This is a genomic window from Pedomonas mirosovicensis, from assembly GCF_022569295.1.
Lineage (GTDB): Bacteria > Pseudomonadota > Alphaproteobacteria > Sphingomonadales > Sphingomonadaceae > Pedomonas > Pedomonas mirosovicensis.
In genome coordinates this window covers 1,665,283-1,683,478 of the sequence record NZ_JAKFIA010000001.1, presented here as the reverse complement: position 1 = coordinate 1,683,478, position 18,196 = coordinate 1,665,283, and the positions used below count along the sequence as shown (strand labels likewise).

At 66.8% G+C, this 18,196-nt stretch carries 14 protein-coding genes; 8 read left to right on the top strand and 6 right to left on the bottom strand.

The genetic code is table 11. The annotated features are described in order from the left end of the window. Positions 1-624, top strand: a complete 624-nt coding sequence (locus L0C21_RS08040; RefSeq protein WP_259277862.1) for a DUF502 domain-containing protein — start codon at positions 1-3, stop codon at positions 622-624. A 277-nt stretch (positions 625-901) separates the two neighbouring features. On the opposite strand, the gene recG is transcribed toward L0C21_RS08040, so the two are convergent. Further along, a complete protein-coding gene (gene recG / locus L0C21_RS08035) occupies positions 902-2,578 on the bottom strand; it encodes an ATP-dependent DNA helicase RecG (protein WP_374940228.1) in 1,677 nt (558 codons plus the stop codon). A 463-nt stretch (positions 2,579-3,041) separates the two neighbouring features. Here recG and L0C21_RS08030 point away from each other — a divergent pair, with 463 nt between their 5' ends. Both L0C21_RS08030 and mfd read left to right on the top strand, forming a co-directional pair. Beyond that, positions 3,042-3,314 (top strand): FAD assembly factor SdhE, encoded by a 273-nt coding sequence (locus L0C21_RS08030; RefSeq protein ID WP_259277861.1) that lies wholly within the window; start codon positions 3,042-3,044, stop codon positions 3,312-3,314. Further along, the gene (gene mfd, locus L0C21_RS08025; protein ID WP_259277860.1) at positions 3,311-6,808 is read left to right on the top strand and encodes a transcription-repair coupling factor; all 3,498 of its coding nucleotides are present in this window, start codon (positions 3,311-3,313) and stop codon (positions 6,806-6,808) included. The genes L0C21_RS08030 and mfd overlap by 4 nt, the downstream gene beginning before the upstream one ends. Positions 6,809-7,003: 195 nt before the next feature. On the opposite strand, the gene L0C21_RS08020 is transcribed toward mfd, so the two are convergent. Continuing rightward, entirely contained in the window at positions 7,004-7,675 is a 672-nt protein-coding gene (locus tag L0C21_RS08020; protein WP_259277859.1) for a DsbA family oxidoreductase, read from the bottom strand. 95 nt (positions 7,676-7,770) lie between these two features. Next, positions 7,771-9,918 (bottom strand): putative bifunctional diguanylate cyclase/phosphodiesterase, encoded by a 2,148-nt coding sequence (locus tag L0C21_RS08015; protein WP_259277858.1) that lies wholly within the window; start codon positions 9,916-9,918, stop codon positions 7,771-7,773. 245 nt (positions 9,919-10,163) lie between these two features. Between L0C21_RS08015 and L0C21_RS08010 the strand changes: the two genes are divergently transcribed. The 4 genes from L0C21_RS08010 to L0C21_RS07995 all read left to right on the top strand — a co-directional run bounded on the left by L0C21_RS08010 (position 10,164) and on the right by L0C21_RS07995 (position 14,417). Next, positions 10,164-10,532, top strand: coding sequence for a hypothetical protein (locus tag L0C21_RS08010; RefSeq protein ID WP_259277857.1), 369 nt, complete (start codon positions 10,164-10,166; stop codon positions 10,530-10,532). A gap of 149 nt (positions 10,533-10,681) precedes the next feature. Next, positions 10,682-11,758 carry a GTP 3',8-cyclase MoaA gene (gene moaA, locus L0C21_RS08005; protein ID WP_259277856.1) on the top strand — a complete coding sequence of 359 codons (1,077 nt, stop codon included), beginning with the start codon at positions 10,682-10,684 and terminating at the stop codon, positions 11,756-11,758. Between the two features lie 151 nt (positions 11,759-11,909). Beyond that, positions 11,910-12,686 carry an NAD kinase gene (locus L0C21_RS08000; protein ID WP_259277855.1) on the top strand — a complete coding sequence of 259 codons (777 nt, stop codon included), beginning with the start codon at positions 11,910-11,912 and terminating at the stop codon, positions 12,684-12,686. Positions 12,687-12,839: 153 nt separating this feature from the next. Next, a complete protein-coding gene (locus L0C21_RS07995) occupies positions 12,840-14,417 on the top strand; it encodes a DEAD/DEAH box helicase (RefSeq protein ID WP_259277854.1) in 1,578 nt (525 codons plus the stop codon). 229 nt (positions 14,418-14,646) lie between these two features. Here L0C21_RS07995 and L0C21_RS07990 read toward each other — a convergent pair whose 3' ends face one another. Genes L0C21_RS07990 through L0C21_RS07980 form a run of 3 tightly spaced genes read right to left on the bottom strand, consistent with a single transcriptional unit; the run spans position 14,647 to position 17,306 of the window. Beyond that, complete coding sequence (locus L0C21_RS07990; RefSeq protein WP_259277853.1) at positions 14,647-14,988, bottom strand: 2Fe-2S iron-sulfur cluster-binding protein; 342 nt, start codon at positions 14,986-14,988, stop codon at positions 14,647-14,649. Positions 14,989-15,003: 15 nt separating this feature from the next. Further along, a complete protein-coding gene (locus L0C21_RS07985) occupies positions 15,004-16,185 on the bottom strand; it encodes a cysteine desulfurase family protein (RefSeq protein WP_259277852.1) in 1,182 nt (393 codons plus the stop codon). A gap of 5 nt (positions 16,186-16,190) precedes the next feature. Beyond that, positions 16,191-17,306 (bottom strand): cysteine desulfurase family protein, encoded by a 1,116-nt coding sequence (locus L0C21_RS07980; RefSeq protein ID WP_259277851.1) that lies wholly within the window; start codon positions 17,304-17,306, stop codon positions 16,191-16,193. Positions 17,307-17,431: 125 nt separating this feature from the next. On the opposite strand from L0C21_RS07980, the gene L0C21_RS07975 reads away from it, so the two are divergent. Beyond that, on the top strand, positions 17,432-18,079 hold the full coding sequence (locus L0C21_RS07975) for an alpha/beta hydrolase (RefSeq protein WP_259277850.1): 648 nt from the start codon (positions 17,432-17,434) through the stop codon (positions 18,077-18,079). Positions 18,080-18,196: the final 117 nt, after the last annotated feature.

Genomic DNA, 18,196 nt, shown 5'->3' with positions numbered 1-18,196 from the left:
TTGCGCCAGCGCCTCAGGACCTATTTTCTCACCGGCATCGTTGTCGCCGCGCCGGTGCTCATCACCCTTTACCTGATCTCCAGCGTCATCGGCGCGATCGATGAACTGGTGACGCCCCTGCTGCCGCCCGAGGTGCGCCGCATCGGCGTGCCCGGCATCGGCGTGGCTGTCGTCGTTATCGGCCTCACCCTGCTCGGCGCGGTCGCCGCCAACGTGATCGGCAACTGGCTGCTCAAGATCTGGGAATATCTCGTCAACCACACGCCGGTCATCCGCGCCATCTACCGCCCGGTCAAGCAGGTGTTCGAAACCGTCATCGGCCCCGGCGGCATGTCCTTCCGCGAGGTGGTGCTGGTGGAATACCCCAGCGACGGCCGCTGGGTGCTGGGCTTCGTCACCGCCAAGGCCCCGGCGGCGGTGGCTGCCGAACTGGCGCCAGGCGATGACGGCGACGAACTGGTGAGCGTCTACCTGCCCACCGCCCCCAACCTCTATGCCGGCTTCCTGCTGTTCCAGCCACGCTCGCGCCTCAAGCACCTCGACATGAGCGTGGATGAGGCGGTGAAGCTGATGGTCTCGGCCGGCATCGCCGGACAGGGCGACAAACCCAAGACGGGCAAATAGCCTGCGGCATTGGTTTCAGAATTTGCTTCGTGGGGGTCCCCGTGCGCGCAGGCGCACAAACAATCGCTTCCCCCACACCCCTTATGTTTCCAGGAGCGTGCCAGCGGAGGCGTTGGCGCGTTTCTTTCATTTTGATTGAGCGGGACGCACCCGGTCAAACCATCGACGCGGCCCTGTATATCCCTTTATCCAGCAAACGCGACGCGCCATCAAACGCGCGGCCCGGCAAACGAATGGGAGGTGCAGGAGGGATGAATCCCTCCTGCAAAAAGTCCTCTCACCCCGATCTCAGCAGCCCTGCCGCAACGTCGCGTTCCATGAGATAGAGCAGCGTGCGGGCGGCCTCGCCCCGGGGGGATGTGAGCGTCGCGTCTTTCATCGCCAGCACGCGGGCGTCGTCGCGGGCGACCTCTAAAAGGTCGCCGTGGAGCATGGGGTCGGCGAGCTTGAAGTCGGGAAAGCCGGACTGGCGGGAACCTAAGATTTCGCCCGCGCCGCGCAGGCGCAGGTCTTCCTCGGCGATGCGGAAGCCGTCGTCGGTTTCGCGCATCATGGCGAGGCGGGCGCGGGCGGTCTCGCCGACGTTTGATCCGCGCAGCAAGAGGCAGGTGGATTTGCCCGAGCCGCGCCCGACGCGGCCGCGCAGCTGGTGGAGCTGGGCGAGGCCGAAGCGCTCGGCCTGCTCGATGATGATGAGGGTGGCATTGGGCACGTCGACGCCGACTTCGATGACGGTGGTGGCGACCAGCACCTTGATCTCGCCCGCCTGGAAGGCGGCCATGACGGCATCCTTCTCCGCCCCCTTCATCTTGCCGTGGACGAGGCCGATGGCAGCGCCGAAGCGCTGCTGGAGGTCGGCCGCCCTCGCTTCGGCGGCGGCGAGGTCCACCTTCTCGGACTCCTCGACGAGCGGGCAGACCCAGTAGGCCTGCGCGCCGGAGGAGATGGCGCGGGCAAGGCCGGCGTAGACATCCTCCAGCCGGTCGAGCGAGACGACGCGGGTGTCGATGGGCTGTCGGCCGGGCGGGCGCTCGTCCAGCTTGGAGACATCCATTTCGCCGTAGAGAGTGAGCGTCAGCGTGCGCGGGATCGGCGTTGCGGTCATCGCCAGCAGGTGCGCCGGAACCGGGGCCTTTTGCGTCAGAAGGAGGCGCTGGTGAACGCCGAAGCGGTGCTGCTCGTCAATCACCGTGAGGCGCAGGTTGTGGTAGGTCACATCCTCCTGAAAGATGGCGTGGGTGCCAACCAATATGTCGATCTCGCCCGCCGCCAGCTTTTCGAGCAGGCTAGCTCGGCCCTTGCCCTTCTCGCGCCCGGTGAGCAGGGCGATGTTGACGGGCGCATCCCCCACCAGCTTGGTGAGCGTCGCATAGTGCTGGCGGGCGAGGATTTCGGTGGGCGCGAGCAAGGCGGACTGCGCCCGGCACTCGACGGCTGTGAGCATGGCGATGAGGGCGACGAGCGTCTTGCCCGAGCCCACGTCGCCTTGCAGCAACCGCAGCATGGGCTCAGGGCTGGCGAGGTCCGCCCTCACCTCCTCGAACGCGCGGGCCTGCGCGCCGGTAGGCTGGAACGGCAGGTGTTCAAGCACCTGCGCCACCAGACGGCCGTTGCCGATGAGGGGTTCGGTCTTGCGCTTGCGGGTGCGGCCGCGCAGCAAGGCAAGCGCCAGCTGGTTGGAGAACAGCTCGTCATAGGCCAGCCGCTCCCGCGCCTCGAACGTGCCCTCGCCCGCGTGGATCTCGGCAAGCGCATCGCGCCACGCCGGCCAGCCGCGCCGCTGGATCAGTTCGGGGTCGATCCATTCCGGCAGCGGCGGCGTCTTTTCGAGCGCGGACTGGACGCACTGGCGCATCCGCTTGTTCGAGACGCCTTCGGTGAGGCCATAGACCGGCTCGCGCGCCGGGATCTGGTCGAACTGGCCGGCCTCCACGATGTAGTCCGGGTGGACCATCTGGAGATTGGCGCCAAACCGCTCCAGCTTGCCGGAGACAAGCCGCTCCGCCCCCCACCGGCAGGCGTTTGGACAACGTGTTGCCATAGGTGGAGAAGAACACCAGCGTGAGCGTTTCTCCCTCTGAATCATGACAAACCACACGAACGGGACTGCGCGGCCCGCCCTGAACATGCTCGGCGACGGTGACGGCGATGGTGCCGACGCTGCCCTCCCGCGCCCACCGCAAGGCAGGCCAGTGGGGCCGCTCCACCACATCGACCGGCAGGTGGAAGATGAGGTCCACCACCCGGTCGAGGCTGATGCGGTGCAGCTGCTTGGCCAGGGCCGCCCCAACGCCGCGAAGCGACGTGGCTGGGGCAAAGAGAGGAAAAAGGCTATCCGGGCGCATCGTCTCAAGGCTTCAAACTCGGCACACCTTAGCCTAAGGTGCGCGCCCGCTCTATAACAGGATGATACGGAAATGACTTCGGATCTTGAGGGCCGCAAACGCAGGCTGCTCTTTCGTGCCAGCCACAGGGGCACCAAGGAGGCCGATATCATGATCGGCAGCTTCGTCGAGCGAAACCTCGCCACCATGAGCGAGGAAGACGTGGCGTGGTTCGAGCGTTTTCTGGAAGAGAACGACGTGGAGATCATGGCCTGGATGATCGGCCGCAAACAGCCGCCCGCCGAGTTCGAAGGTTCCATCATGGACGCCATGCGTCGCCTTGATTATCTCCCGGTAAGCCGTTGATCGACCCCAAACAGATTCTGGATGCCCCGGCCAGCCTGCAGCTTTCCGGGTGCGTTGAAGGCTTCATCCCCTGGCTGCTGGCGGACCTCGCCCGCGCTGCGGGCACGACCGCGCGGGCGGTCTACATCGCCCGTGACGACGCGGCAGCCGCCCAGGTTGCCGACGCCGCGCCCTACTTCGCGCCGGAGCTGGAGGTCATCTACCTCCCCGCCTGGGACTGCCTGCCCTACGACCGCGCCTCGCCCGCGACGCGCGTGGTGGCCGAGCGGCTGGCGGCACTCGCCCGGCTGGCCGCCAAGCGCAGCGACAAGCCGCAACTGCTTGTCACCACAGTTAATTCCGCCACCCAGAAGACCTTGCGGCCGGAGCGCATCAAGAAGCTGGTGCGCCGCATTGCGGTGGGCGACGCGCTGGACCGGGAAAGCCTGACCGCCCTCTTGATGGCGGCCGGCTACGTGCGCGCCGACACGGTGGTGGAGCCGGGCGAGTTTGCCGTGCGCGGCGGCATCGTCGACGTGTATCCCGCAGGCCAAGAGCTGCCGGTGCGGCTCGACTTCTTCGGCGACGAAATTGATTCCATCCGCCGGTTCGAACCCGCCGACCAGCGCACCGTGGAGCGGATCGAGCGCTTCACCCTGATGCCGGTGAACGAAGTGCTGCTGGACGAGGATTCGGTTCGCCGCTTCCGCCAGCGCTATGTGGAAGCCTTCGGCGCCGTGCTGGGGCATGACCCGCTCTATGCGGCGGTCTCTGAACAGCGGCGGCTGACCGGCATGGAGCACTGGCTGCCGCTGTTCGAGGAAGACCTGGCAACGGTGTTCGATTACCTGGGCAGCAAGGACGTGATCCTGCTGGATGCCCACGCCGAAGCGGCGGCCAAGACCCGCTTCGAGGCGATCCGCGACTATTACGACGCCCGGCGCTCGGCCCTGCTCGCCGACAAGGGCAGCTACCACCCGCTGAAGCCCGACCAGCTGTACCTGACGCTGGAGGGCTGGCACGAGATGCTGAGGGAGGTGCGCGCCCACGCGACCTCGCCATTCGAGCAGCCGCCCTCCGACGTGGTGGTTGATCTCGACACCAACCCGGCCCACGATTTCGCCCCCGAGCGGCAGAACCAGCCGGGCAACGTGTTCAATGCGGTGGGCTCGCACCTCGACGGGCTGCGCCGCCACGGCAAGCGGGTGATCCTCGCCACCTACACCGAAGGCTCGCGCGAGCGGCTGGAAGGCCTGCTGGCGGACCATGGCGTCAAGCCGCTGATTTATGCCGACAGCTGGCAGGAGGCGCTGGGCGCGGGCCAAAAGGGCGTGGCGCTCATCGTGCTGGGGCTGGACCACGGCTTCACCACGGCCGACATCGCCGTCCTGACCGAGCAGGACATCCTGGGGGACCGGCTGGTCCGCAAGCGCCGCCGCATCCGCAAGGCCGACAACTTCCTGACCGAAGTGACGGCGCTTAACACCGGCGACCTGGTGGTGCACACCGAGCACGGCATCGGCCGCTATGAGGGCCTCGCCACCATCGAGGTGGGCGATGCGCCGCACGACTGCGTGCTCCTGGTCTATGCCGACGGCGACAAGCTCTACGTGCCGGTGGAGAACATCGAGGTTCTGACCCGGTATGGCTCGGACAGCGAGGGCGTCACCCTCGACAAGCTGGGCGGCGCGGCCTGGCAGGCGCGCAAGGCCCGGTTCAAGGAGCGCATCCGCGAGATCGCGGGCGAACTCCTGAAGGTGGCGGCCGAGCGCGCCCTGCGTCAGTCCGACGTGATCGAGACGGAAGCGGGCAGCTATGCCGAGTTCTGCGCCCGCTTTCCCTATGTGGAGACGGAAGACCAGATCAAGGCGGTCAACGACGTGCTGGAGGACCTCTCCTCCGGCAAGCCGATGGACCGGCTGGTGTGCGGCGACGTCGGCTTCGGCAAGACGGAAGTGGCGCTGCGCGCCGCCTTCACTGCCGCCATGGCGGGGCACCAGGTGGCGGTGATCGCGCCGACCACCCTGCTCGCCCGCCAGCACGCGGCGACGTTCGAGGCGCGGTTCAACGGTTTCCCGCTCAAGATCGGCAAGCTGTTCCGGCTGGTCACCCAGCGGGAGCAGACGGCAACCAAGCAGGGCCTTGCCGACGGCACGGTCGATATCGTGGTCGGCACCCACGCGCTGCTGGGCAAGGGCATCAGCTTCAAGCGGCTGGGCCTTGTCATCGTGGACGAAGAGCAGCATTTCGGCGTCACCCACAAGGAGCGGCTGAAGCAGCTGCGCTCCGACGTGCATGTGCTGACGCTGACCGCAACGCCCATCCCCCGCACGCTGCAAATGGCGATGACGGGCCTGCGCGAACTCTCGCTGATCGCAACGCCGCCGGTCGACCGCCTCGCCGTGCGAACCTATGTGGCCCCGTGGGACGATATCGTGATCCGCGAGGCGCTACTCCGCGAGCACTATCGCGGCGGGCAGAGCTTCATCGTGGTGCCGCGCATCTCGGACTTGCAGGAGATCGAGACCTTCCTGCGCGAAGCCGTGCCCGAGGTGAAGTTCATCACCGCCCACGGACAGATGGCGGCCAGCGACATCGAAGAGCGGATGACCGCCTTCTACGACCGGCAGTATGACGTGCTGCTCTCGACCACCATCGTGGAATCGGGCCTTGATATCCCCAGCGCCAACACGCTCATCCTCTACCGCGCCGACATGTTCGGCCTCGCCCAGCTCTACCAGCTGCGCGGGCGCGTGGGCCGCTCCAAGGTGCGGGCCTATGCGTACCTGACCACCGACCCCAAGACGCCGCTTACCCCGACGGCGGAGAAGCGACTGCAAGTGCTCTCCAGCCTCGAAGGGCTTGGCGCGGGCTTCCAGCTGGCCAGCCACGACCTCGACATCAGAGGCGCGGGCAACCTCTTGGGCGATGAGCAATCGGGCCACATCCGCGAGATCGGCTTCGAGCTCTACCAGCAGATGCTGGAGGAGGCGATCACCGCCGCGCAGGCCAAGGCCTCGGGCGTGAAGGAAACCGAGATCCTCGAGGAGGAGTTCTCGCCCCAGATCACGGTCGGCGCGAGCATCCTCATCCCCGAGGATTACGTGCCGGACCTCACCGTCCGCATGGGCCTCTACCGACGCATCGGCGAGCTTTCCACCCGCGCCGATATCGACGCCTTCGCCGCCGAGCTGATCGACCGCTTCGGCAAGATGCCGCGCGAACTCAAGAACCTGCTACAGGTTGTTGAAATCAAAGCCTATTGCCGCATCGCCGGCATCGCCAAGCTGGATGCCGGGCCGCGCGGCGCGATCGTCACCTTCCGCAACGACCAGTTCGCCAACCCGGCCGGGCTCGTCGCCTACCTGGGCAAGCTCAAGGGCACGGCCAAACTCCGCCCGGACCACAAGCTGGTCGTGGCGCGGCCGTGGACCGAAGAGGCCACCCGCCTCTCCGGCGCGCTCTCGCTGGCCAAAGGCCTCGCCAAGGTGGCCCGCCAGGCGGACGCGGCGTAATTCTGGCTTGGTTTTAAGGACCATGCAGGGGGTCTTGGACCCCCTGCACCCCCCTGCGTTTTTACCGGGCGCGCCCAGTCGTACTGACGCATCCGCCGGATGAAGGATGAAGGGCGCGGCCCGATAAAAGAATGGGGGATTGCAAAGGGGGGCCGAGACCCCCTTTGCGAAAGAAAAATCAGAACCGAAAGCGCCCTACTCGGTGTCGTTGGCGGCGGGAGGCTCGTAGCCGGTGACGGCTTCGGCTTCCAGCTGGTCGAGCACCTGGACGAGGGCTTCGGTGGCCTGCACGCCGGCGACGGCCCACTGGCCCTGGAAGATGAGGGTCGGGATGCCGCGCACGCCGATTTCGCGGGAGCGCTGGAACCCGGCGCGGATGGGCTCCACATCCGTATCGGTGGCGAGGAGGCTGGCAACGTCTTCCCCGCTGAGGCCGATGTCTTCGGCAAGCCGGGCGAGCACGGCGCGATCGCCGATGTCCAGCCCTTCCTCGAAATAGGCTTCGAACAGGCGCTGGGCCATGTCGTGGGCAAGGTCGTGCTCGCCCGCCCAGCGCAGCAGGCGGTGGGCATCGAGCGTGTTGGGCACGCGCCGGATGCGCTCGAAGCGGAACTCAATGCCCGCCGCCACCCCGTGCTCGCGCACGGAATCCTGATGGGCGGCCAGTTGCTGCTCCGAGCCCAGATGGCTTTCCATATAGTCGGCCCGGTCAGCGCCCGCAGGGGGCACGTCCGGCGCGAGCTGATAGGGCAGCCACTGGATGGTGACGGGATATTCCGAGCGTTCGGCCAGCGCCATGTCGAGGTTGCGCTTGCCGATATAGCTCCAGGGGCAGATGAGGTCAGCGATGATGGCAATTTCAATCATCAAGGCACACTGGCGACAGCCAGCCGACGGGTCAAGCGCGGCAGCGGGCTAATTTGCTCGATTGAAGCAGGCTGGCCAACGAGGCGGGCGGCGCCTCAGCTCCGCCGCTCCGCCCGGACGGGCGGCGGCCCGGCCTTGCTGTTCCACTCCGCCACGAAGGCCTTGAGTTGCAGGGCCGGCAGCGGCGGGGAGCAGTAGTAGCCCTGATACCAGTTGCAGCCCTCGCGCCCGAGCAGGCTCAGCTGCGCCTCGGTCTCCACGCCTTCGGCAACGACGCCGATGCCGAGCGAGCGCGCCAGCTCGACGAGGCTGTGAATGACGATGCGGTCCCGCTTGTGGCGGGTCAGATCGCTGATGAACTTCTTGTCCACCTTGAGGTAATCGAGCGGCAGCGACTTGAGGTAGGCGAGCGACGAGTAGCCGGTGCCGAAGTCATCGATGGCGATGTGAACGCCGTTGCTCCGCAGCCGCCCGAGCATGCGCGCGGCAACATCAAGGCTTTCGATGATGGCGGTTTCCGTCACTTCCAGCGTGAGGCGGGAGGGATCGACGCCCGCATGGGCAAGGGCGTTGAGCACCTGGGCATCGAAGGCCTCGTCGTGCAGCTGCACCGCCGAGACGTTGACGGAGACGCGAAGCTGCGCCCGCTCCGGGTCGGTCCAGGTGGCGATTTCGCTGAGCGCCATGCGGAGGATGCGGTCGTCGAACTGCGACATGATCTCCGCATTCTCGGCAATGGTGAGCAGCACATCGGGCGTCACCATGCCGTGCTCCGGGTGGTCCCAGCGCACCAGCGTCTCGACGCCGACGATGCGGCCCGTGGCGATTTCCACCTGCGGCTGGAAGACCAGATCCAGATGGTCGTTGACCAGGGCCCGGTGCAGGTCGGACTCCAGCCGGGCCATGAGCGCGGGCGGCGTCACGTCTCCGGCGTTGAACACGTGGTAGCTGTTAGGGCCGAGCGCCTTGGCCTGCCCCAGCGCCGCGCCGGCCCGCTGGAACAGGTCCGTCACGTCCTTCACGTCCGCCTCGGCCTCGGCCAGCCCCATGCGCGAGACCAGATGCACCACGCGCCCGGAGACGATGTACGGCCGCTCGAATGCCGCCGCGATGCGCTGGGCCAAGGCCACGCTGCTGGCCAGAACCGACGGGCCGGTGACGATGACGGCAAACTCCGCCCCGTTCATGCGGCAGGGAATGCTGCGGCTCGCGCAGGCATCGGCACGGGCGGCCAGCCCCGCCATCGCCTCGCGCCGCAGCCGCCGGGCCACGGCCTGCAGCAGCATATCGGCGATCTTGTGCCCGTAGGCGGTGTTGATCTGGTCGAACCGGCGGATCGACACGCGGATGAGCGCGCAGGCGGGCTCGCTGCCCTCGCGCCGCTCCGCCAGCGCCTGTTCGATGATGGCGCGGGCGAAGTCCTGGTTGGGCAGGCCGGTCAGCGGGTCGAAATCCCCCGCCGGGCTGTCCTGTCCCAGCATGTCGCCCACCACCTCGACGGTGCCGAACAGGCCGGAGACCTGGCCGTCCTCCGCCAGCTTGGGATAGACGTGATGCAAGAGCTCGCGCACCGGCGTGTTCGGCCCCATGAAGGAGAAGCGCACCTGGCCGGGCCGCCCGCTTTCCACGATGTTCTGGAAGGCCGTCAGCACCTGCCGCTTGCGCTCGGGATCAACGTAGCGCAGCAGCGCCTCCAGCCCGATGACGGTCGAGGGAATGCCGCCCCCCAGCAAACGAGCAAGGCCGGGCGAAATCTGCACCTGGTTGGTAAGGCGGTTCCACGCCCAGGTCTGGTTCTCCAGCTGCTTGCCGGCTTCGGCCTGCGGCTCGGCCGACGGCAACGACGCGCTGCGGGCGGCAACCCGCTCGGCCAGCCGGGCCATGGCCGCCAGCTCCACCGGCTGGAAGGGCGCGCGCAGGAAGTGGGTCGCCCCCATGTCGTGCAGGGCCGCAGGGGAGATATCCGCGTCCTCATCCAGCAGCAGCACCATGCACCCCCGGCAACGGGCCATGATCTCGCCCATCGCCCGCAAGAGCGCGCCATCCACGCCGGGCGCGTCCGGGTGGGTTCGCAGGTCGGCAATGAGAACCTGAGCGGCGCTGCCCGCCAGCCACTGGGCCGCCTCGCGCGGCTCAGGGCAGAGAACCACGCGGAAGCCGTCTGCCGTCAGCGCATTCGATACATCCCGCCCGAAACCGGGCGAGAAGACGAACAGCGGAGGCACCGGCGCGGCTGTGCTCATCAGTGGACTCAAGGCCCTCAACCCTCCTGACACGACCCCTTAACACAGTAGGCCATGCGCGCGCTGCCGTCATCACGATTCAGAAACGCAAATTAATTATTTGCTAAGAATTAGAAGACACACTTTGCTCAAATCTGCCGAAAAGCACTTTATTTTTGCTGGCGGCAGACTGGTTTTGTGTCATCGTTTTTCTCTACGGCGGCCAGAAAGGCTGCCGCCCGACACGGCAAAAGGTGCGTGCGAGCATGATACCAGCGCTGACCATAGCGGTATCCGGACTGATCGACGCCACGAATCGCGCCAATACCGCCGCGAGCAACATCGTTCGCAAGGGCACCGTGGAGTCCCCCTTCTCGCTGGAAAGCCAGGATGCCGCCGCCAGCTACGCGCGGGCCGCCGGCCAGCAGGAAGGCCCCGGCAACACGGCGAACCTCAGCGGACAGACGCAGGCCCAGATGCAGGCCATGCCGCGCTACATCCCCTCCATGGCCGAGGACGTAGTGATGATGCGCGAGGCGGTGCACGCCTATAAGGCCAACGCCAACGTGATCCGCCAGCTCGACCGGACCACCAGCGAGCTGCTCGACGTGCTTCGCACGGACAAGAAGAGCTGACCGCCCTTCCCGCTGATCGCCCTTTGACCTGCTGACCTGCCGGACAGGCGCGCGGCTTCCCTTGCCTGCCTTGGGGAAGCTGCGATAAGCTCCTACATCCAGGGGACAACGCAGGCCCCGCTCCCGGCCACGACGGCCGGGTTCCTGACATGGACACGATACGATCGTCCCCCGGACGACTGGAGACCTCGCCCTTGCTGACCGCCGCACCGGCCCTTCGGACCGCAGATGCCCCGCTGATCGACCCGTTCGGGCGGCGGGTCGACTACCTGCGCGTGTCGGTGACGGACCGCTGCGATTTCCGCTGCGTCTACTGCATGGCCGAGCACATGACCTTCCTGCCCAAGGCGGAGCTGCTGACGCTGGAGGAGCTGGACCGTTTGTGCTCCGCCTTCATTCGCCGGGGCGTGAAAAAGCTGCGGCTGACCGGCGGCGAGCCGCTGGTGCGGCGGAACATCCTAAGCCTCATCCAGTCCCTCGGGCGGCACCTGAAGACCGGCGAGCTTGAGGAGCTGACGCTGACCACCAACGGCAGCCAGCTCGGCCGCTTCTCCGAAGAGCTGTACGCGGCCGGCGTGCGGCGGGTGAACGTGTCTCTCGACACGCTGGACCCGGAGCGCTTCCAGGCCATCACCCGCTGGGGGCGGCTCGATCAGGTGCTGGACGGCATCTTCGCCGCCAAGGCGGCGGGCCTTGCCGTCAAGATCAACACCGTGGCGCTGAAAGGCACCAACGAGGACGAGATCGAGACGCTGCTGGGCTGGTGCGCGGAACACGGATTCGACCTGACGCTGATCGAGACCATGCCCATGGGCGAGATCGACGAGGACCGGACGGACCAGTATCTGCCGCTGAGCGCGGTCAGGGCGCGCCTGGCCGACAGGTTCACTCTCACCGATCTGGCGATCTCGACCGGCGGGCCTGCCCGCTACATGCGGGTGGAGGAGACCGGGCAGCGGCTCGGCTTCATCACCCCCCTCACCCACAATTTCTGCGAGGCCTGCAACCGGGTGCGGCTGACCTGCACCGGCATGCTCTATATGTGCCTGGGGCAGGACAACAGCGCCGACCTGCGCGCGCCGCTGCGGGCGAGCCGGGACGACGCCCTGCTGGATGCAGCCATCGACGCGGCCATCGCCGGCAAACCAAAAGGCCACGATTTCGTGATCGACCGGCGCGGCGGCCGGCCGGCCGTCGCCCGCCACATGAGCGTGACCGGTGGGTGATTGCCAGCGCTGAGTTAAGCTGTCACAAAGGGTTACGCGAAAAGCCGGATGCCCGGCCGTAAGTGATTTCACGACCCCGACCTGACAACCATATCTGACAACCACCGACCATATCTGACAACCACCGACCGAACGGACCACCTGCCCCCTTATGTTCGACCCCAATCGCCACAAACTGGCCCTCGTCGCCAGCTCGTCGCCTGAGGCCCAGGCGGCGCTGAAGGAGATCGGCGGCCGTCACGATTGGGTGCCGCCCAATGAGGCGGACGTGATCGTGGTGCTGGGCGGCGACGGCTTCATGCTCCAGACCCTGCATGCCTCCAAGGACCGGCACTGCCTCATCTACGGCATGAACTGCGGCACGGTCGGCTTCCTGATGAACGAGTACAGCCCCGACAACCTGATCGAGCGGCTGAAGCGAGCCGAGCAGTTCGCGCTCAACCCGCTGAGGATGGAAGCGCGCACCATCTCGGGCGAGCGCATCACCTCCTCGGCCATCAACGAGGTCTCCCTCCTGCGCGAGACGCGCCAGGCCGCCAAGATCGAGATCGCCATCGACGGCCGGGTGCGGATGCAGGAGCTGGTGTGCGACGGGGTGATCGTAGCGACGCCCGCGGGCTCCACCGCCTACAACCTTTCCGCCCACGGGCCGATCCTGCCGCTGGGCTGCGACCTGATCGCGCTCACGCCCATCTCCGCCTTTCGCCCGCGCCGCTGGCGCGGGGCCATCCTCCCCAACAACTGGGTCATCGAGTTCCGGGTGTTGGAGGCGGGCAAACGCCCGGTCAGCGCCGTGGCTGATCAAAACGAGGTCAGGGACGTTTCCTATGTACGCGTAGAAAAGGACCAGTCCCTGCGGCTCAATCTGCTGTTCGATCCCGGCCATACTCTGGCCGACCGCATTCTGATGGAGCAGTTTACGGCCTGAAGACTGTGGATTACGGCCATCGCTCGAGGAAAAAGTACGGCGGAACCGGCTCATGGCGTAATGCTGCATTGCGAGACAATGCATTTTCGCACTATATGGGCCCCGAAATACGGCTGGTTCTGCCCGATTTTTCGTAAATTTGACGGTAAGTGCATGTCATTTGAATTCTTAGGTCTGTCGGATGAATTGCTTCGCGCAGTCGGAGACAGCGGCTATACGGAGCCGACGCCGATCCAGCGCCAGGCCATTCCCACCGTGCTGCAAGGACGCGATGTTCTTGCCGTGGCGCAGACCGGTACGGGCAAAACCGCCTCGTTCACCCTGCCGATGATCGACATTCTGGCGCAGGGCCGTGCCCGAGCCCGGATGCCGCGCTCGCTCATCCTCGAGCCGACGCGCGAGCTGGCCGTGCAGGTCGCCGAAAACTTCGAGAAGTACGGCAAGTATCATAAGCTGAACATGGCCCTGCTCATCGGCGGCATGTCCTTCGGCGAGCAGGACAAGGTGCTCGACAAGGGCGCGGACGTGCTGATCGCGACGCCGGGCCGCCTGATCGACCAGATCGAGCGCGGCAAGGTGATGCTGTCGGGCTGCGAGATCCTCGTCATCGACGAGGCCGACCGCATGCTGGACATGGGCTTCATCCCCGACATCGAGAAGATCTGCAACCTCTTGCCGCCCCGGCGGCAAACGCTGCTGTTCTCGGCGACCATGCCGCCCGCCATCAAGCGGCTGGCCGACCAGTTCCAGAAAGACCCCAAGATGATCGAGGTGGCGCGCCCCGCCACCACCAACGTCTCCATCGCCCAGTCGATGATCGTGGTGCCGGAGCGCTCCAAGCGCGAGGTGCTGCGCGCCCTGCTGCGCGGCGAGGACGTGAAGAACGCCATCGTCTTCTGCAACCGCAAGAAGGATGTGCGGATTCTGCACGAGTCCCTCACCCGCCACGGCTTCAGCGCCGGGCAGCTGCACGGCGACATGGAGCAGCCGGAGCGGCTGGCGGTGCTAGAGAAGTTCCGCTCGGGCGAGCTGCCCATTCTCGTCGCCAGCGACGTGGCGGCGCGCGGCCTCGACATTCCAGGCGTAAGCCACGTGTTCAACTTCGACGTGCCGGTGCACGCGGATGACTACGTTCACCGCATCGGCCGCACCGGCCGGGCGGGCCGCAGCGGCACCGCCATTACGCTCGCGACCGAGGACGACGCCGAGGCGGTCGCCACGGTCGAGAAGCTCATCCAGCAGCCAATCCCCCGGCGCGAAGTGCCCGAGGGCGTGAAGCTGGTGGAAGGCCGCGCATCCTCTTCCAAGCGGCGCGGCGAGCGCGGCGCGAAAAAGGAAGCGGCCGCCGAAAAGCCGACCCGGAGCCGTCGCCGCAAGAGCGAGGCCGACAAGGCGGAAGCCCCGCGCGAGGAGGCAAAGCCCGCCAGCGCCAAGCCTGCCGCTCCGGCGCCGGAGCGCGCCGAGCCCCGCGCCGAACCCCGCGCCGAACCCCGCGGCAGTGACCGTGAACGGGGCGAGCGCGCCGAGCGGATGGAGCGCGGCGCGGACCGGGGCCGTGGGCGCGGCCGGGACGAGCGGCGCGACGAGTACCGCCGCGAGGATCGCCGCCAGCGGTATCAGGACCGGGACCGCGAGCGGGACGAGCCGGTGCTGGGCTTCGGCGACAACCCGCCCGCCTTTTTCCTCGTGGCCGCGCGCGGCCCGGAAAAGGACGAAGACAAGGGCGCATAATGGGTGAGCGGGCTACGGCCCGCTTTCTTTTTTCTGAAGTTTTTTGCAGAGGGTCTCGGACCCTCTGCACTCCCAGTTTGTTTACCGGGACGCACCCGGTCAGGCTGTCAGCGCACCCTGAAAGAAAAGGCTGTGCCGGTCAGGCTTGGCGCGGCCGACAAAACGAAGGGGGTGCAGGGGTCCAAGACCCCTGCGAAAAACAAAACACTAACCTGAGAAACCCGCCCGCTCACCGCCCCTGCATGTTGCGGACGTCTGCGGGGAGCTGGACTTCGAGCGAGCCCCACTCCTCTTTCAGCCAGATCTGGCAGGACAGGCGGGAGGTGGCGGTGACGCCGCCTGCGAAGTCGAGCATGTCTTCCTCCTCCTCGCTGGGGAGCGGGAGCTTGGGGAAGTCGGCGCGGGAGACGATGACGTGGCAGGTGGAGCAGGCCATCTGCCCCTCGCAGGTGCCTTCGAGCGGGATGTCGTGATGGTGGGCGATATCGAGCAGGCGCTCGCCCGGCTGGCCTTCCGCCTCGATGATCTTCTTGCCTCCGGGGAATACGAACCGGACCTTCACGCTCGCCATGTCATCTCCCCATCGTTACTGGCGCCAAGAAGCTTCGCGTTGTGCTTTGACGGCCTTGAGGATGGCCGCCGTCATCTCCGTTACGTCGTCCGCCGTTGTGGTCCGTCCGAAGCCGATACGCAAGGTGGCCTGAGCCACCCGCGACTCTACGCCCAAGGCTTCGAGCACGTAGCTGGTCTTGCCGACCGACGAGGCGCAGGCCGCGCCGGACGAGACGGCGAAGCCGCGCAGGTCCGCCAGCAGGCGCGCGCCGTCAATGCCGGGGAAGGAGACGTTGAGGTTGCCGAAGTAGCGCTGCGTCGCCGAGCCGTTCAGCCGCCATTCGATGCCGGACTGTTCGAGGGCTTTGACCGCCTGCCGCCACAGGGCCGCGACATGGGCCTGATCGTCCGTCAGCCGCTCCCGCGCGATCTTCGCCGCCTCCCCGAAGCCGACGCAGAGGAACGGCGCGAGCGTGCCGGAGCGCAGGCCTGCCTCCTGCCCGCCGCCGTGGATTTGGGGCGCCAGGCGCACGCCCTTGCGAACGTAAATTGCCCCGATGCCCTTGGGGCCGTAGAGCTTGTGGCTGGAGATGCTGGCGAGATCGAGCCCGAGCGCCTGCACATCCACCTCGATCTTCCCCGCCGCCTGCGCGATGTCCGAATGCACCAGCGCGCCTGCTGCGTGGGCGAGACGGGCGACTTCGGCCAAGGGCTGAATCACCCCGATCTCGTTGTTGACCAGCATGACCGAGACCAGCGCGACGCGCTCGTCCAGCGCTGCCTCCAGAGCATCGAGGCGCAGGAGGCCGTCGCCATCGACCGGCAGCAGCGTGACCTCGTAGCCGCGCGTCGCCAGATAAGCGGCTGTCTCACGGACGCAGGCGTGCTCCGTCTCGGCAATGAGCAGGCGGCGGCGGGTCTCGGGCGCGGCTTCCAGCACGCCCTTGAGGGCAAGGTTGTTGGCCTCGGTCGCGCCGCTGAGAAACGTGATCTCCTCCGGCGCGGCGTTGAGGAGCGCCGCGATGTGCTTGCGGGCGACATCTACGCCTGCCTTGCCTTCCCAGCCGAAGCGGTGGGTGGCGGAATGGGGGTTGCCGAACTTCTCCGTCAGGTACGGCATCATAGCCGCGAGGGCCCTGGGCTCCAGCGGTGTCGTTGCCTGAAAGTCGAGGTAAATGCCCCCTCGCCTGCGGGCCTGCTGCGCCGATTCTGCCATCTTCCCTATTCCGCTGCCTGAGAGGCCGGGCGCCTGCGCGCGTAGAGCCGTTGCCACGCGGCGAGGAAGCGGTCAATCTCGGCATCGGTGGTGTTCCACCCGAGGCTGACGCGGATGGACTGGCTCGCGGCCTCCTCCCCCTGCCCCATGGCGGAGAGCACGTGGCTCGCCTTCACCTTGCCGGAGGAACAGGCCGAACCCGCGCTGACCGCGATGCCCGCGAGGTCGAACGCCATGACCTGGGTTTCGGCCGGCACGCCCGGCATGCGGACGGAGGAGGTGGTGGGCAGGCGCTCCACGCTTTGAGCGTTGATGACTGCCCCCATCTCCAAGAGCTTCGCTTCCATGCGGTCCCGCAGGGCGCGCACGCGGCCTTGCCAGTCGCCCAGCTCCGCCAGAGCCTCAAGAGCCGCGCCGAAGGAGACGATGCCGGGAAGGTTCTCGGTGCCGGATCGGCGGCCCAGCTCCTGCCCGCCGCCGCGGATGGCGGATTTGATCTCGATGAGGTCGTTGGCCAGCACCAGCGCGCCCACACCCTTCATGCCGCCGACCTTGTGGGCCGAGAGAGTGAGGAAATCCGCGCCGAGCGCCTGAACATCCACCGGCACCTTGCCCAGCGCCTGCACCGCATCCACGTGCAGCCACGCGCCGCCCGCCCGGCAGCGCTCGGATATTGCCGCAATCGGCTGGAGGACGCCGGTTTCATTGTTGGCGAGCATCACCGAGACCAGCTTGCGGCCCTCTGTAGCGGCGAGGCGGCTGCTCAGGGCCTCCAGATCGACAATGCCGTTGGCGTCGACGGCCAAGCGCTCCGCCTGGGGTGCGTTGGCGAGCACCGAATCATGTTCAACGCTGCTGACGAACAGATGCGCGGCAGGCGTGCCCGCGAGCACGAGGGCGTTGGCCTCCGTGCCACCACTGGTCCACACAACCTGACGGGGCAGACAGCCGACGGCCTTCGCCACGCTCTCCCGCGCCGCCTCCATCAGGCTGCGCGCCCGGCGGCCTGCGCTGTGGACGGAAGACGGATTGCCAGTTTCGGCAAGGCAGGCGGAGACCGCCTCGATCACGCGGACGTGCGTCGGAGCGGTTGCATTATAGTCGAGGTAAATCGTATTCATCAGCAATCGGTCCGCCCTAAGATGCGGTTTTCGTTGCAACGAGAAGGCCCGGAAATATATAGCGGACCATCATCGTGCGGAATGTTCGCGCCTGTCATCAACAGTTTCACGAGCGCTGAGGTCGAATGCCCGACGTTATCTTCACTGGCCCGGAAGGGCGTCTTGAAGGCCGGTATCAGCCGGCGTCTCAACCCCGTGCTCCCATTGCCCTGATCCTGCACCCGCACCCGCAGGGCGGCGGCACGATGAACAACAAGATCGTTTATAACCTCTACCAGTCCTTTGCACAGCGGGGTTTTGCGGTTCTGCGCTTCAATTTCCGGGGCGTCGGCCGCAGCCAGGGCACGTTCGACAATGGCATCGGCGAGCTTTCCGACGCCGCCGCCGCGCTCGACTGGATGCAGCAGTTCAACCCGGACGCCTCCAGCTGCTGGGTGGCCGGCTTCTCCTTCGGCGCGTGGACCGGCATGCAACTGCTGATGCGCCGCCCGGAGATCCGGGGCTTCATCTCGGTCGCCCCGCCCGCCAACCTCTACGACTTCTCGTTCCTCGCGCCCTGCCCGTCCTCGGGCCTCATCGTCCAGGGCACGGCGGACGAGATCGTAACGCCCTCGGCGGTGCAGAAGCTGGTCGACAAGCTGAAGACCCAGAAGCACATCACCATCGACTACGAGACCATCGAAGGGGCCAACCACTTCTTCGAGAACGAGCAGGAACAGCTGACCGAGGCGGTGAACCGCTACCTCGACATGCGGCTGGCAGCGGGCAAGTAAGCCCCGCTCCAACGGGTTTCGCGCAAGCGCCGGCCGGCCCCGCCGACCGGCGCTTTGCTTTGTGGCGCGGGTGCCTATCACGTCGCTGGACAACGGCCTGCATTTCGGGGAAGGATC

Coding starts and splice junctions, on each gene's coding strand:
- L0C21_RS07980 (WP_259277851.1), bottom strand. CDS start 17,306: ATGAATACGATTTACCTCGACTATAATGCAACCGCTCCGACGCACGTC.
- L0C21_RS07985 (WP_259277852.1), bottom strand. CDS start 16,185: ATGGCAGAATCGGCGCAGCAGGCCCGCAGGCGAGGGGGCATTTACCTC.
- moaA (WP_259277856.1), top strand. CDS start 10,682: ATGGACACGATACGATCGTCCCCCGGACGACTGGAGACCTCGCCCTTG.
- recG (WP_374940228.1), bottom strand. CDS start 2,578: ATGGTCCACCCGGACTACATCGTGGAGGCCGGCCAGTTCGACCAGATC.
- L0C21_RS07975 (WP_259277850.1), top strand. CDS start 17,432: ATGCCCGACGTTATCTTCACTGGCCCGGAAGGGCGTCTTGAAGGCCGG.
- L0C21_RS08010 (WP_259277857.1), top strand. CDS start 10,164: ATGATACCAGCGCTGACCATAGCGGTATCCGGACTGATCGACGCCACG.
- L0C21_RS07990 (WP_259277853.1), bottom strand. CDS start 14,988: ATGGCGAGCGTGAAGGTCCGGTTCGTATTCCCCGGAGGCAAGAAGATC.
- L0C21_RS07995 (WP_259277854.1), top strand. CDS start 12,840: ATGTCATTTGAATTCTTAGGTCTGTCGGATGAATTGCTTCGCGCAGTC.
- L0C21_RS08020 (WP_259277859.1), bottom strand. CDS start 7,675: ATGATTGAAATTGCCATCATCGCTGACCTCATCTGCCCCTGGAGCTAT.
- L0C21_RS08000 (WP_259277855.1), top strand. CDS start 11,910: ATGTTCGACCCCAATCGCCACAAACTGGCCCTCGTCGCCAGCTCGTCG.
- L0C21_RS08030 (WP_259277861.1), top strand. CDS start 3,042: ATGACTTCGGATCTTGAGGGCCGCAAACGCAGGCTGCTCTTTCGTGCC.
- L0C21_RS08015 (WP_259277858.1), bottom strand. CDS start 9,918: ATGAGCACAGCCGCGCCGGTGCCTCCGCTGTTCGTCTTCTCGCCCGGT.